Below are 14,045 nucleotides of genomic sequence, written 5' to 3' on the forward strand. Positions count from 1 at the left end.
GGATATAACATGTGGGTAGGAAAAGAGGCCTTTTGCGATTACCGGACAATCCAGGAGGCAGTAAATGAGCTTGAGCGCCGTACTTCCCAGGAGCACGAGACATTATATATTATGGCGGGGGTATACGAGGAGGCCGTGCGGATTTACCGGTCAGACCTGAGCATTGCCGGAGTCGGTGAGGTTATAATTACAAACAATCTGTATGCCCGGCAGCTGGACGAAACAGGAGAAGAGCAGGGGACCTTTGCTACACCAACCCTGTTCCTGAACGGCAGCAGGCTGGTTATCGAAAATCTGACCGTCGCCAACACTGCCGGACAAGGGCAGGAAATCGGCCAGGCATTAGCCTTATATGCCCATTGCGACGAAGTTGTGTTCCGCAATTGTACCTTCAAGGGGCATCAGGATACGATCTTTACCGGTCCGCTGCCTGCAGCGAACAAGCAGGGCTTCGCCTTCGGCGGAATTCCGCTGCGTCAGCGGCATGAGCAGTGCCGCCAGCTGTACTCACGCTGTTACATTGAAGGAACCGTGGATTTTATTTTTGGCGGGGCAGCCGCTTATTTCGAGCACTGTGAAATCCGCAGCCTGCGCTCCACCCATGATGGAGTGGGTTATATTACAGCAGCCTCTACGCCTGAGGGCCAGGCCTACGGCTTTGTATTCGAGGAATGTCTAATAACGGCCGCAACTGACGTCTTCGGCATTTATCTGGGGCGGCCATGGCGCAGCTACGCGGCAACGGCCTTTGTGAACTGCAGGCTGGGGACGCATATTCATCCTGCCGGCTGGGATAACTGGGGCAACCCGGCCAATGAGGCTACTGTACGTTACAGCGAATATACAGCATCAGAGGCAAGTGAGCTGCGGGGGCAGCGTGTACCGTGGGCAAGTGTGACCGGGACAGGGGAAGGTGCGCCGGATAAAGCACAGGTCTTTGCGGGGACGGAGTTCTGGAAGGGAGTGCATTAAGCAGGGCGGATGCAGCCGGCAGAAGAGATTTTCCGGAGCGCGGGGCAGAAGGCACACCTGATTATGAAGAACTGTTCATGAGCGGGGAGCTGAAGAAGGACCGCCCGTTCCGCAGCCTTTTACTGCTGTTCAGAGGCATGCGGCTGAATCTGCTTATCTCCCTGCTGTTCTATATTTTCAAGCATTCGCCTCTCTGGGTTTCGCTTGTATCCTGGCCTATCAGGGCACAATCCAGATCGGCGATGTGGTGATGTACCAGGGCTTCTTTTGAACGATTATGGCTTCAATCAAAAACAGCTGCAAACGTAAGGCGGGACGGCTGTATGTAAACAACCCAAAAAGCGGATGCATGCTGAGCGTGCGTCCGCTTTTTTGGGCCGTCAGGCCGCCTGGTTGCTCTTCCTTTGCTCCACGACCCCTGAATATCTTCTTAGTATGGAAAAAGAAGGGAATTCAGCCCGGCCAGAGAAATAGTAGTCTTTGATATCCTATGCCCGGTTATGCTGAAATCTGGTAACATCCCGGTCATAATGCGACACCGTGCCGTCAAAGCGTTTGACCCGCACATATTCCTCTGAGAATTTCTCAATAATGCCGTAGCCGACCTGGGAATACATCCCGTCAGGGTCCAGCTGCAGTGCGGACACAAAGGTCTGTGACATCGCGGCAACAAAAAAATCAATATTTTTGACAAGCGGTTTAGGCATCGTCGCGGCCCTCCATATCCATTTCGCTCCAAAAGCTTTTCAACTATTTTACGACAGCAAACGCGTTTTGAAAACAGGTTTAATTTGCAAAAGTGATGAAAACAGGTAATTAGAAGAAGGAGGCGTGTACAGGGTGAGGCGGATAAGAGGAAGGGCAGGTTATGTGCTGAGTACCTTGGTTGTGCTGATTCTTGTGACACCGGTGGCGTATGTGCAGGTTAACAAAATAATATATGCCAAGCGGGTCTCCGCCTATCTGACGGATACAATGGGCTACAGCAGGAAGGAAATCGCCTCAGTACATGGGATCTGGAGCATCAAGGCGCCGCCTTTTTTGGTAAGGGTAGAGTTTAAGGATGAGCCGGGTGTGGAGTATACTTATTTTGCCCATGACGGTGTGCTGCAGTTTGATTACAGGATAACGCCTGAGGGGCGGGAGAACGGATTCAGGGAGGCCAGATTGAAGCATGTGGACGCTTATGAATGATTCGTAGAAGTGTAGCATGTATATCCGGCCAAGAAGAACATAGATGAGCTTTGGGAAATTGCGGAAAGAAGGAGGAGGCTTATACATGCTGATCAGAACTGAGCAGGCTGAGGGGTGAGTTTCCTTGAGGAGAAAGAGTATGAGCGCGGGACTGTATAGCTGTTTTACCGCAACGATAGAATAACGGATGAGCAGAGGATGATCGTATAAATAGTCCGGCTTAAAAACAAACCTGACACAAGGCTGTCCAGTATGCCATGGTATGCTTTCATAACTGGGATTTCAACAACTACTGGAGGGTTCAAGATATGGCGGAGCCGTTAAAAGCAATGTACAATGAAGGATTTCTGCGTAGCCTGGGCAGGAAGCTGCATGGAGCCTGCGAGATGTTTGAGATAGAAGCCTTTGTGGCTGAAGCGATGCGGGAGCCGTGGGAAGAGCTGGAGCTGAAAGCGCGGATGCGGCGGATTACGGAGGCCTTAGGAGCTTATCTCCCCGCAGACTATGAGCAGGCTCTGGCTGTCTTATATGCGATAGATCATGAATGTACCGGCTTTCCTTACCTGATCTTCCCTGATTTTGTCGAAGTATTCGGGCAGAATGAGGAGTATTGGGAGCTGTCAATAAAGGCGCTGGAACGGTTTACGTCAAAATCCTCGGCAGAGTTTGCAGTAAGACCGTTTCTGCTGCGCGACCCTCAGCGGATGATGGAGCAGATACAGGTCTGGTCCCGGCACAGTGATGAGCATGTGCGGCGGCTTGCCAGTGAGGGCAGCCGCCCGCGGCTGCCGTGGGGCCAGGCGCTGCCGGTGTTCAAGCGCGACCCTTCCCCCGTGCTGCCGGTGCTGGAGCAGCTGAAGGATGATCCTTCTCTGTATGTACGCAAAAGTGTTGCCAACAACCTGAATGATATTGCCAAGGATCATCCCGATGTCGTAATTGGTATTGCCCGCCGCTGGAAGGGTACAAGCACCCGCACCGACTGGATCGTACGGCATGGCTGCCGCTCGCTGATCCGCAAGGCTAACCCGGAGATTATGGCGATTTTTGGATATGCGGAAGAGGAGGAGAGCGCACCGCTTGTGGCTGCCGCCGCTTTGTCTGTTGATCCGTCTGTTCTGCGGATTGGCGATAACTGTGTGCTGAGCTATCAATTAAGGCTGCGGGAGGGAGAAGCGGTGCGGGTCCGGGTGGAATACGGGATTGATTTTGTGAAATCCGGCGGCAAAACCTCCCGTAAGCTATTCCTGCTGTCCGACAAAACGGTTCCGGGAGGAACAGGGCTGTCTGCTGTCCGGACTCACCGCTGGGCGGACCTGACCACCCGCCGCCACTATCCGGGCGCGCACCGGATTGCGCTGCTGGTGAACGGCAGGGAGGCTGCTTTCACGGAGCTGTTGCTCGAACCTGCGGCGCCGGACGAAGGAACGCTGTGATAAGAGGGGCGAGTCCAATAGTAGGGAGCCAGCGCCGATTTCTGCCGAAATGAGAGGCATAAATGCCTTTGAATCGGGCGATGGCGGCCAGAATGCCGAAATGAGAGGCACAAATGCCCTTGAATCGGGCGATGGCGGCCGGAATGCCGAAATGAGAGGCATAAATGCCCTTGAATCGGGCGATGGCGGCCGGAATGCCGAAATGAGAGGCACAAATGCCTTTGAATCGGGCGATGGCGGCCGGAATGCCGAAATGAGAGGCATAAATGCCCTTGATTCGGGCGATGGCGGTCAGATTGCCGAAATGAGAGGCACAAATGCCCTTGAATCGGGCGATGGCGGCTGGAATGCCGAAATGAGAGGCACAAATGCCTTTGATTCGGGCGATGGCGGCCAGATTGCCGAAATCAGAGGCAAAAATGCCCTTGAATCGGGCGATGGCGGCCGGAAAGCCGAAATGAGAGGCAAAAATGCCTTTGAATCGGGCGATGTCGGCCGGAAAGCCGAAATGAGAGGCAAAAATGCCTTTGAATCGGGCGATGACGGCCGGAAAGCCGAAATGAGAGGCATAAATGCCCTTGATTTGGGCGGAAGCGGCCGGAATGCCGAAATGAGAGGCACAAATGCCTTTGATTCGGGCGATGGCGGCCAGAATGCCGAAATGAGAGGCATAAATGCCCTTGATTCGGGCGGAAGCGGCTACACTTTTCCCCTATGCCTGCAACCTTTCCAGTTAATATCCGTTTAGTGAGAAAAAGGTAATTGGTTACAAGAGGAGGAGGGTAAATGAGGCTACTGCTGCCAGTCACTTCGCTAATGCTCCTGTTAATGCTGACAAGCTGTACTGGAAATCATGGTCCAAACGTTGAACAAGAGATACTAACTGATGCGTCAGGCGTACTTAATATACCTAATGTGTCCGGCTCACCCAACGAGCGTACGCCCGACATCCCCAAATCAACCGATAAGTCCAACATGTCCGCCACAACCGCCGCGGCTCAGATGCCGGAAGCAAAGCCGGCGGATTTCGCATTCTCGGTGCGCTTCGGTATTACCGGCAAACATGAGATTAACACGTTTGACGGGACAGTGACCAAGGACCTCGTTCTCAAGGGAACTGCAAAAGCGGAGTTAGTTTTGACAGACAGCGAAATGGCGGACATTTATGCCCGTATGCGTACAATTAACATCTACAGGGAGCTGGAACTGGAGCCGCTCAGGAAGAATTGTGCAAAGACGCCTTTTGATGAGGAGCACTGGCAAATCAGAATGGACGGAGCACAATTCTCGTTTGATTGGGATGATGAAGCCTGCGAAATCACTAAGGATGCTAAGCAGCTAAAGGAGCTGCGGAGCTATATTTTTGAGCTGGTGAACACCAAGCAGGCTTATCTGGAGCTGCCTGAGGCAGCCGGGGGTTATGACTAATCCGGTTAAAGCTACAAATAAGGAACATAGCAAACAAAGGGCATCCTGCATAGGCAGGTGCCCTTTGTTTGTTATGCCCCGGCAAGCCCGTTAAGAATCCTCAGGCAGCAAGCAGCAGCTTCTCCAGGCTGATATAGGCCAGTCCTTAATAGTACCGGCCATTTTGAGCCGTTTGGCGATTTTCAGAGATTTCCAATATAAACGTTACCATCCCGGTAATTTTACCAGCAGATGGTTATTGTCCTTCTGCTCAAGCTCTGCCATACGCAGGACATAATTCTTTAAGCCGCTGTAAGGGGCAGCCTGCCATAGCCGGTACCCCTCTGTATCAGTAATGGCAGTAAGCTCTGTGTCAGCTGTCCCGGCAAAGTAAACCGCATTCAGTCTGCCGACAACATCCGCCATAGCGGCGAGCTGTTTTTGTGTATATGCGGTATAACTGCTCTCCTCCGCCAGCCGGCTGTAGGTTCTGTCAGCAGACAGTCTGCGGAACGCTGCTTCGCTGTATGAATTGAAATGCAGCAGATTGGGATCTGTACTGCCGGCAGCTTTAGCCCAGAGCTCCATGTTCAGCCCTGAGGTATGATACTCATAAGTTCCGGCCGCAGGAGTATAGTCCAGAATTCCGTATTGATGCGGATATACAGACAGGGCACTATTGGCGATATCATAGATATCCTCTCCGCTGCTGCGGATATCCTGAAAATGGACATGTCCGCTAAAGACAGTGCTTATACCGTTTCTAATCAGGGCAGCGGCAGCCTGGCCGTTGTTATTCAGCGTGAAGCCTTCCTGAACAAATTCACTGTGGTCCAGCAGGCTGTGGTGCATGACTGCAACAAGCTGTGCGCCTTGCTCAGCAGCAAGCTTGCCGCAGCGGTCAATCCATCTCAGAGTGGCGTCGGTGAGCCGGCCGTCCAGCTGGGGATGGCCCAGCTTTTTATTGCTGCTGTACTGGCTGGTATCAAGCATCAGCAGCCACAGGTCGTCTGAAGGGGCTGCGAGGTAGCTCATGGAGTCATTATCCTTAAGCAGAGCTTCCCCGTAGCCGAATTCACTGTAGATGCTGCGGAACTGCTTCGGGGTCACAGAAGACACCGGAATCTGCTTCTCGCCTTCAAAACGCCTTGCCCAGGGATTCTGTACATCATGATTGCCGGGGATGACATAAATCTGTGTCCCGGTCTGCTGTTCAATAGCCCGCAGATGCTCCGCCAGGTCCTGGTGGCTGGCTTTTTCCCCGTTATTGGTTAAATCCCCGCTGATAATGACGGCCCCCGGCCGCTCTATACCGATATCGTTACCGAGGGCATCCAGTATTTCGCTGCTGTAGGCAAGCTGTTTGCCATCCCCGGCAGCGAGGAAACGGCTGAAGGCCGGGCCGTTATCGGTCAGCCTGGGAGACAGGTAATGGGTATCTGTGGTGGTGAGAAGCTTTATATTCTGGCCGGACTGAATCCGGATCGCCTGCTGTCCTGATGTATCTTGCCTGCTGCATGAAGTGAGAAGCAGCAGCAGGGAGCAGAGAAGGCTGATGTTAAGCCGGCGGACGGACATTTCCTGCACCTCTTTTCACGAATAACTGTTTATTGCACTTTGGCCGACCCGCTTACAATCCCCTGATCTCCTAAATGGAACGTAGAGAGATACTGCTTATCGGCAAAATAGATATTTCCTCTCACAGTGGCACTCACAACGGTGAAGCCGTCAGCCTCAACGTAGACATCTCCGATAAAAATTCCGCCTTCAAGCCGGGTATTTTCACTTTTGATGATCAGCTTCGGCGCGGTTAATGCGAATGAATCGGTTATGTCCTGGTCCTCATCCTGCGTATAAAGAGCAATCTTACGGGCAGGCTCACCATTATGAAGAAACGGGCCGTCTACAACCAGCTCTTCGCTGAAGGTCATGCTCCGCAGGACTGCGGCTATCCAGGTACCATCCTTACTGATAGCATGCTTGAAAGCCGCCTCATTATCAACGATAGAAGCTGTAGTGACGGCATCGGCCGCTTCAGCGTTATTGGAACCGGAGCTCACCGCTGCGCCGCCGCCGGCGTTAGTATTGCTGTTACCCTCATTCCCGCAGCCGCTCATCAGAAACAGGGCAAATACGGCAGCGCTCAGAGCCAGTTTATTCATGTTACAAAGCCTCCTCAAGGTTGATTGCTTATGCTGCAACGGATAGCTTAAAAATTAATATAGAACGATTGGTAAGGAATAGAAGTGATATAGCTCACTGTTTCCTGAATATTTACCGATCGTTCTATAAATGATAAAATACAGGAGTGAGGAAAGGAGCATCATTCATGGCGAGAAGCAAAGAGTTTGACGTCGACAATGTCCTTGGAAAAGCGATGACGATCTTTTGGCAGCAGGGCTACGAAAAGACTTCCATACAGGATCTGGTATCCGGCATGGGCATTCATAAGCGGAGCATGTACGATACGTTTGGAGACAAGCATACTTTATATATAAAAGTAATGGACCGCTACGCTGATACAGTCGCAGGCAAGCTAGAGAGCAGGACAGAAGGCGTGGCATCCGCAAGGGAGGCAATCCGGCTCATATTTGAAGCGGCTGCATTTAAGGAGAGTTCTGAACCTAAGGGCTGCCTGCTTGTAAATACTGCAGTAGAGCTTACCAATCATGATCCCGAAGCAGCAGCCAGAGTAACAGCAGCCTTTCAGAACACGGAGCAGCTGTTTGAACGTCTGCTCCGTCAGGGGCAGGAAAGCGGCGAGCTTACGCGCAGCTTGGAAGCAGCAGATATGGCCGCATATCTGCACAATGCACTTGTAGGCCTCCGGGTGCTGGTCAAAACGACAGAGGATGCCGGCAGGCTGCAGACGGTTATAGAGATGACGCTCAAAGCGCTCGAATAGCACCGGTATAGTATAAACGCACCACACTATAATTATCCGCCAGCCGGTCCCGCCGGAGAACTGCTTCGGGTACGGGCTTCAATCTGGAGGCGGTTTGGATTACAATAAGCTTCTGATGAATTTTAAGCGGCAGGAGGAGCAGCAGGCATGGCGAAACAGAAATATTATGTGGTCTGGGAGGGCAAGCAGCCGGGGGTATACAGCACCTGGGCGGAATGCCAGGCTCAGACGGATCATTACACAGGGGCAAAATACAAATCTTATGAGTCAAAAGCTGCCGCAGATGCCGCCTTCAAAGCCGGCTGGAAGGGCAATTGGGGAACAGGCGCCACCGGCACGGGAGCGGCTAAAAGCAAGGCAGCCGGCTCATGGAGCCGCAGCGCCTCCGTACCGACATCTGCCGAGATTGATTATGACAGCATATCAGTAGATGTCGGCACCAGAGGTAATCCGGGTCCGGTGGAATATAAGGGAGTAGATACGCAGACCGGAGATATTATTTTCTCCTGCGGACCGATTAAGAAAGGCACAAACAATCTGGGCGAGTTCCTGGCGATCGTGCATGCACTTGCCCTTTTACACAAAGAAGGCAGCAGCAAGACGGTCTACAGTGATTCCGTCAATGCGATGAAATGGGTCAAGCAGAAGAGAGTGGCGACAACGCTGGCACGTGATGCATCAACAGAAGAGATCTGGACGCTGATTGACCGGGCTGAGCACTGGCTGCAGACAAACACTTACCCGAATAAAGTCCTGAAGTGGCAGACGAAGGAATGGGGAGAGATCAAAGCGGATTACGGGCGGAAATAGGGTAATACAAGATACAGCATAAATAGCAGGGAGAGCGGAAGGGGAAAGCGGAATGTTGTTTGAGAATGATTGGGACGAAGTATTGCAGGAGGAAGCTCAGAAGCCTTATTTTCAGGAGCTGCGCTATGCGTTAGCGGCGGAGTACAAGCAGTATACCGTTTATCCGCCGAAGGAGCTGCTCTTTTCTGCGCTCAAGCTGACTCCTTATAGCAAGACGCGAGTTGTCATATTGGGACAGGACCCTTATCACGGTGCCGGACAGGCGCATGGGCTGAGCTTCTCGGTAAAGCCGGGTGTGCGCATACCGCCTTCATTGCGTAATATCTACCAGGAGCTGCATAGCGATGTAGGAATGGCGGTGCCGAATCACGGGTCGCTGCTGCACTGGGCGGAGGAGGGCGTGCTGATGCTGAACGCTGTGCTGACTGTCCGTGAAGGCCAGCCTAATTCACACAAGGGCCTGGGCTGGGAGACATTTACCGACGCTATTATGGAGAAGCTGAATGAACGGGCCGAGCCGCTGGTATTTATCCTTTGGGGCAGCCATGCCCAGAAGAAGGGGGCTTATATCGATAAGAGCCGCCATAAAGTTATCGAGTCTCCGCATCCCAGCCCGTTCTCGGCACACCGCGGATTTTTGGGCAGCAGGCCTTTTTCCCAGGCTAATCAGTATCTGGAATCACACGGTTTGACAGGGATAGACTGGTCGATACCGAATCTATAGGCAGCAGGAGCATAGTGAAGGGGGAAGAGCAATGAAGCATTGGGTAGGCAGGCCGGTCATCATGTATTGCGGAGAGGCGCCTTATACGATTATGAAGGGCGTGCTGCGCAGATGGGACCTTCAGGCTTCGCTGGCTGTCATCGGCCACCAGGAAATTGCTGTTCCTTTTCGTGACATTGTGTTCATTAAGGCGCTCGCTCCCAAGGAGCGGGCATTGCCTCCGGTTCTTCACTCCGTCGGATATGTCATGAGAGAACGGCAGCAGTTTGATAACGCAGTCTATTTTAAATCAGCGGTAACGGTCTGGAAGGGCGACCAACTGGTCGCATTCAACGCTGTTATCGTCTCTCACACGAAAGGTGCGGTTACACTGCAGGACGGACAGAACCTCATGAAAGGCACACATGTTTTTGTGGTCCGTTCCCTGCGGGGATAGCCGGGTTATAAAGAACGACACAATAAAGAGCAGCGTCCTCCCGTTACCGGGGGAATGCTGCTCTTTATTATTGAATCCGTATATCATTAATGTGTTCGTTCAAGGCCGGGTCCTACATCTGCTCCTCTTTAGGCAGCTGTATCTCCTCGACCCGTTCCGCGACAATGATCTCGTATATCCGCATAACAATGATTTTGGCGATCATGTAGACCGGAAGTGCAATCAGTACTCCGATAATTCCGAAGAAATCACCGCCCACCAGTACAATTACCACCGTGGTCAGCGGGTGCACATCCAGTGATTTACCGTAAATGATCGGCGACAGCACATTATCCTGGATTTGCTGGGCAATAAGAATGATGACAAGCGACCAGATCGCCATCGACGGAGATTCAATGAAGCCTACAATGATGACCGGCACTGCTGCAAGCAGCGAACCGACGTAGGGAATGAAATTAAGCGGAATAGAAATTACGGCAAGCAGCAAAGAATACGGCAGGCCGATCATCAGGAAGCCGATGTAGAGCAGAATCCCGAGCACGACATTGAGAATGACCCTGGTGACAATGAAGCCGCTGAGCGCTGAATCGATATCACGGAGCATCTCCTGGCCTTCTTTGCGGTATTTCCGCGGAAACAGACCCTGCAGAATCGGCGACAGCTTGTGCCCGTCTTTTAACATGTAATAAAGAATGATCGGCAGTGTCGCAATAACGACTACTATACTGGAAATGACACCAATCAGATTGGACATGGAGTTGGTCATCCAGGTGATGGCACTGGTTATATATTCCGAGATTTTGTCGGACACGTCAGCATCGCCTTGGAAAAACCTTGATAGTGACGGACCACTCCGTAGCTGGTTGAATTGGTTTTGTATCCCCTGGACAAGATATGGCATATTATCAATGAAATTCTGGAACTGCTCGCGCAGCGTCGGCCAGATCAGAATCCAGAACAGCACGAACAGCCCGGCGAAGACGAGATAAATCAGCAGAATGGATAATGCACGGTTAACCTTATGCTTCTCCAGAAACTTGACGAGCGGCCGCAGCAGGTAGTACATGAACCCTGACAGCATCATCGGCACGAGCAGCAGATTAATGATGGAGAGCAGGGGAGTAAACAGCACAATAACCTTGGAGCCCAGATAGAGAATAGTGAGTAGAGCGATTATGGACAGGCATGTCCGAAAATACTTGCTTTGCAGCATTGCAGCACCCCCGTAATTTAAATGTATACAGTGACCGTATGTAATCTGATCATCCCGATTCTATCTTTATAACCCAAATGCTAGAAATTGATTCAGTCTGGCTGGGCGGTTTAGGCAGGTATGGGGGAGGTTAATACGCCTTAACAGGAGGGGATGCAGATGACGACGCTGGTAATAGGGATATTCGGGCACCGGAGCGATGCCGTTCTGGCAATCGAGGCTTTGAAGGATAGCGGAATAAAGAAGAAACAAATTTCAGCTGTGACTAAGCAAAAGAGTACGCTTGAGCTGATCAGCAAGGATACCGGAATCGGAAAAATAGAGAGCGGAGCGGGTAATGCCGGCCTGTTCGGGACAGCCCGGGAGGTAGGGGTCGGCCTGAATATGATTAATGATACGGCTGTTGCTGCCGGACCGGCAGCACGCAAGCTGGCCGGAGCTGATCTTGAGGCAGATGGCCTGACCGTCAGCCTGATCGGAATCGGTATTCCGGAGGCAGATGCCGCTAAATATGCGGAGCATGCGGAGATGGAACGTATTATTGTAATAGTTGAGGTTGAAGAGGACCAGAATAAGCAGGTGAGCACTATCATGGGGCAGCATGACGCTATTCCGTTCACATCTGCTGAATAGTGAATCAGTTATCTGCGGCGCAGACGGGATTTCCGTTTAGCCGCTTTTTTTCGCGATTGGATAAACAAGGCGGGCTCAATATCCACCTGGCCGCCTGTTTCCTTTGCAACCTGCTTGGCTTTAACAAGTGCCAAGAAGGCAAAGAATTCTCCCAGAGCACCGAGTCCGGCAGCAATAATCTCATAGTCATCAGCGGTCAATTCCGCAGACTCGACAGGATTTCCGGTGTTTCCCGGAAGATTGCTGCTCTTGTTATTGCTGACGCCGCTGCCGTAACCGTTACTGTTATTGGCCATTCCCTGTTCACCTGCTTTTCGCCATATGTATTATAAAATATGTTGCTGCCTCCATAGATGAAATAGGCAATCGGGAGGATATTTCTTAAGAACGATTTTTCCATGAATGAGCCGAAAAAATCACTTTACAGACTTTGAAAACGCTGTTAAAATCATAAATGAGCACAAATGATCAATAATGAGCACGTTATGCCAGTTAAATGATCAAATCCGTTAACGAATAAAGACACTGCATAGCAGGCGGACTTCATGCTTACGCTATGCGTTGAGGGAGTGGGCTGCTGTGCTGTTTGAAGAAGAAAGAAAAGTAAGCATTGTTCAGTTTGTAGACCAGCATACAAGGGCATCGGTGCAGGAGCTAAGCCAGCAGCTGGGTGTTTCCGAATCGACGGTCCGCCGGGATTTGAAGGAGCTGGAGGAAGCGAGGCTGCTGAAGCGGACGCACGGCGGGGCTGTATCGCTGCAGAGCGTCAATTTCGAGGCCGCTTTTCCGGATAAGGAAGACCGCTTTATGGACGAGAAGCTGCGGATTGCCGCCAAGGCAGTCGAGCTGATCCAGGAAGGCGATGCCATTCTGCTTGACGGAGGAACCACAACGCTGCAGATAGCCAGAGCACTTAAGAGCTTCTCGAATCTCAAGGTGATAACCAACTCGATTATGGCTTTGAATGAGCTGAGGGATTGCCGGAATATCGAAGTCTCGATCACTGGCGGAATGCTCCGCCCGGATACGATGGCTTTTGTGGGGCCGATGACAGAACGCTCACTGGAGATGGTACGGGTGGATAAAGCTTTTCTCGGGACGAACGGGCTTGATCTGACGGAGGGCATCACCACTCCTAATATGCTGGAGGCTGCCACGAAACGCAAAATGATTACTGTTGCCAAGCAGTCTATACTGCTGGCTGACCATAGCAAGATCGGCCAGGTTTCTTTCTGTAAGGTAGCAGATCTGCGGGAGATTGATCACTGTATTCTGGACTCGGCAGTGCCCGGCAGTTTTACACGGGGGCTTGAAGCTTTAGATGTCAGCTTCACAATCGTGTAAGCAAGTAAACCACAATAATGAGGGATGAACATGATTTACACCGTCACACTTAATCCTTCCATTGACTATATCGTGGAAGTGGAAGATATGAAGCTCGGCAGCCTGAACCGCATGACCCGTGACCTGAAGCTGCCGGGAGGCAAGGGAATCAATGTATCGCGTGTCCTGAACCAGCTGGGAGTAAGCAACACGGCAACAGGATTTCTGGGCGGCTTCACCGGCCGGTTCATTGAAGACTGGCTGCATGAGGAAGGCACCTCAAGCGACTTTGTTCCGGTCAGCGGGGATACGCGGATTAATATTAAGCTGAAGTCCGGAGAAGAAACCGAGATTAACGGAGCCGGACCGGATATTACCGCCGCTGAAGCCGATGTCCTGACAGACAAGCTGCGCAGTCTGCAGGCCGGGGACATTGTGGTGATGTCCGGGAGCATCCCGCCTTCCCTTGGAGCGGATTTCTATAACAGGCTGATTGAAGTTTGCAGACAGCAGGGTGCTGAGTTCGTCATTGATACTACCGGTCAGGCGCTGCAGCAGGCGCTTCAATACGCACCGCTGCTGGTCAAGCCGAACCATCATGAGCTTGCCGAGCTGTTCGGGGTTACTATCAGCACCAGAGAAGAGGTTATTACGTACGGACGTAAGCTGCTGGAAGCCGGAGCACAGCATGTGCTGGTCTCCATGGCCGGAGACGGCGCGCTGCTGATTACGGAGCAGGGCGTGTACAGTGCGAATGCGCCGTCGGGACAGGTGCGGAATTCAGTAGGCGCAGGGGATTCGATGATCGCGGGATTTGTAGGCACCTTGTCCATGGAGGGTGATCTGCTTGAAGCCTTCCGTACAGGCGTTGCCTCCGGCAGTGCAACAGCATTCTCCGATGATTTGGCAGACGGCGGCTTTATCGCCCGGCTGCGCCCCCAGATCGAGATTACACAGCTGTAGGCAATTGGTATTAACAGGAACATAGGGAG

The 14,045-nt window shown here is 52.1% G+C and carries 18 protein-coding genes; 13 read left to right on the top strand and 5 right to left on the bottom strand.

What is annotated here, in order from left to right:
• Nucleotides 1–9: 9 nt before the first annotated feature.
• Both BN3772_RS04915 and BN3772_RS30510 read left to right on the top strand, forming a co-directional pair.
• Complete coding sequence (locus BN3772_RS04915; protein ID WP_042197298.1) at nucleotides 10–972, top strand: pectinesterase family protein; 963 nt, start codon at nucleotides 10–12, stop codon at nucleotides 970–972.
• Between the two features lie 77 nt (nucleotides 973–1,049).
• Entirely contained in the window at nucleotides 1,050–1,223 is a 174-nt protein-coding gene (locus BN3772_RS30510) for a hypothetical protein (RefSeq protein WP_157643544.1), read from the top strand.
• Nucleotides 1,224–1,460: 237 nt separating this feature from the next.
• Here BN3772_RS30510 and BN3772_RS04920 read toward each other — a convergent pair whose 3' ends face one another.
• A complete protein-coding gene (locus BN3772_RS04920) occupies nucleotides 1,461–1,679 on the bottom strand; it encodes a hypothetical protein (protein WP_042197300.1) in 219 nt (72 codons plus the stop codon).
• Between the two features lie 133 nt (nucleotides 1,680–1,812).
• Here BN3772_RS04920 and BN3772_RS04925 point away from each other — a divergent pair, with 133 nt between their 5' ends.
• The 4 genes from BN3772_RS04925 to BN3772_RS04940 all read left to right on the top strand — a co-directional run bounded on the left by BN3772_RS04925 (nucleotide 1,813) and on the right by BN3772_RS04940 (nucleotide 5,030).
• Nucleotides 1,813–2,166, top strand: coding sequence for a DUF3139 domain-containing protein (locus tag BN3772_RS04925; RefSeq protein ID WP_052380383.1), 354 nt, complete (start codon nucleotides 1,813–1,815; stop codon nucleotides 2,164–2,166).
• 308 nt (nucleotides 2,167–2,474) lie between these two features.
• The gene (locus BN3772_RS04930) at nucleotides 2,475–3,602 is read left to right on the top strand and encodes a DNA alkylation repair protein (protein ID WP_042197302.1); all 1,128 of its coding nucleotides are present in this window, start codon (nucleotides 2,475–2,477) and stop codon (nucleotides 3,600–3,602) included.
• A gap of 49 nt (nucleotides 3,603–3,651) precedes the next feature.
• The gene (locus BN3772_RS04935) at nucleotides 3,652–4,350 is read left to right on the top strand and encodes a hypothetical protein (RefSeq protein WP_042197303.1); all 699 of its coding nucleotides are present in this window, start codon (nucleotides 3,652–3,654) and stop codon (nucleotides 4,348–4,350) included.
• A gap of 38 nt (nucleotides 4,351–4,388) precedes the next feature.
• Nucleotides 4,389–5,030: a hypothetical protein gene (locus BN3772_RS04940; RefSeq protein ID WP_052380384.1), complete on the top strand. Its 642-nt coding sequence runs from the start codon at nucleotides 4,389–4,391 to the stop codon at nucleotides 5,028–5,030.
• Nucleotides 5,031–5,234: 204 nt separating this feature from the next.
• Here the strand turns inward: BN3772_RS04940 and BN3772_RS04945 are convergent, their stop codons facing one another.
• Nucleotides 5,235–6,587, bottom strand: coding sequence for a metallophosphoesterase (locus BN3772_RS04945; protein ID WP_052380385.1), 1,353 nt, complete (start codon nucleotides 6,585–6,587; stop codon nucleotides 5,235–5,237).
• 29 nt (nucleotides 6,588–6,616) lie between these two features.
• The gene (locus BN3772_RS04950) at nucleotides 6,617–7,171 is read right to left on the bottom strand and encodes a hypothetical protein (RefSeq protein WP_052380386.1); all 555 of its coding nucleotides are present in this window, start codon (nucleotides 7,169–7,171) and stop codon (nucleotides 6,617–6,619) included.
• A 167-nt stretch (nucleotides 7,172–7,338) separates the two neighbouring features.
• Here BN3772_RS04950 and BN3772_RS04955 point away from each other — a divergent pair, with 167 nt between their 5' ends.
• From BN3772_RS04955 to BN3772_RS04970, 4 genes are all read left to right on the top strand, one after another.
• A complete protein-coding gene (locus BN3772_RS04955) occupies nucleotides 7,339–7,914 on the top strand; it encodes a TetR/AcrR family transcriptional regulator (RefSeq protein WP_042197305.1) in 576 nt (191 codons plus the stop codon).
• Nucleotides 7,915–8,061: 147 nt separating this feature from the next.
• Entirely contained in the window at nucleotides 8,062–8,724 is a 663-nt protein-coding gene (gene rnhA / locus BN3772_RS04960) for a ribonuclease H (RefSeq protein ID WP_042197308.1), read from the top strand.
• A gap of 55 nt (nucleotides 8,725–8,779) precedes the next feature.
• Nucleotides 8,780–9,448 (top strand): uracil-DNA glycosylase, encoded by a 669-nt coding sequence (gene ung, locus BN3772_RS04965; RefSeq protein WP_042197433.1) that lies wholly within the window; start codon nucleotides 8,780–8,782, stop codon nucleotides 9,446–9,448.
• A 31-nt stretch (nucleotides 9,449–9,479) separates the two neighbouring features.
• Nucleotides 9,480–9,884, top strand: coding sequence for a hypothetical protein (locus BN3772_RS04970; RefSeq protein ID WP_042197310.1), 405 nt, complete (start codon nucleotides 9,480–9,482; stop codon nucleotides 9,882–9,884).
• Between the two features lie 112 nt (nucleotides 9,885–9,996).
• Here BN3772_RS04970 and BN3772_RS04975 read toward each other — a convergent pair whose 3' ends face one another.
• The gene (locus BN3772_RS04975; RefSeq protein ID WP_042197312.1) at nucleotides 9,997–11,097 is read right to left on the bottom strand and encodes an AI-2E family transporter; all 1,101 of its coding nucleotides are present in this window, start codon (nucleotides 11,095–11,097) and stop codon (nucleotides 9,997–9,999) included.
• Between the two features lie 159 nt (nucleotides 11,098–11,256).
• Between BN3772_RS04975 and BN3772_RS04980 the strand changes: the two genes are divergently transcribed.
• Entirely contained in the window at nucleotides 11,257–11,730 is a 474-nt protein-coding gene (locus BN3772_RS04980) for a general stress protein (protein ID WP_042197314.1), read from the top strand.
• Nucleotides 11,731–11,738: 8 nt separating this feature from the next.
• Here BN3772_RS04980 and BN3772_RS04985 read toward each other — a convergent pair whose 3' ends face one another.
• A complete protein-coding gene (locus BN3772_RS04985; RefSeq protein WP_042197316.1) occupies nucleotides 11,739–12,026 on the bottom strand; it encodes a hypothetical protein in 288 nt (95 codons plus the stop codon).
• Nucleotides 12,027–12,309: 283 nt separating this feature from the next.
• Here BN3772_RS04985 and BN3772_RS04990 point away from each other — a divergent pair, with 283 nt between their 5' ends.
• Both BN3772_RS04990 and pfkB read left to right on the top strand, forming a co-directional pair.
• Nucleotides 12,310–13,074 carry a DeoR/GlpR family DNA-binding transcription regulator gene (locus tag BN3772_RS04990; protein WP_244444684.1) on the top strand — a complete coding sequence of 255 codons (765 nt, stop codon included), beginning with the start codon at nucleotides 12,310–12,312 and terminating at the stop codon, nucleotides 13,072–13,074.
• Nucleotides 13,075–13,104: 30 nt separating this feature from the next.
• The gene (pfkB, locus tag BN3772_RS04995) at nucleotides 13,105–14,016 is read left to right on the top strand and encodes a 1-phosphofructokinase (RefSeq protein ID WP_042197319.1); all 912 of its coding nucleotides are present in this window, start codon (nucleotides 13,105–13,107) and stop codon (nucleotides 14,014–14,016) included.
• Nucleotides 14,017–14,045: the final 29 nt, after the last annotated feature.

The organism is Paenibacillus camerounensis (genome assembly GCF_000723885.1).
GTDB lineage: Bacteria > Bacillota > Bacilli > Paenibacillales > Paenibacillaceae > Paenibacillus_AQ > Paenibacillus_AQ camerounensis.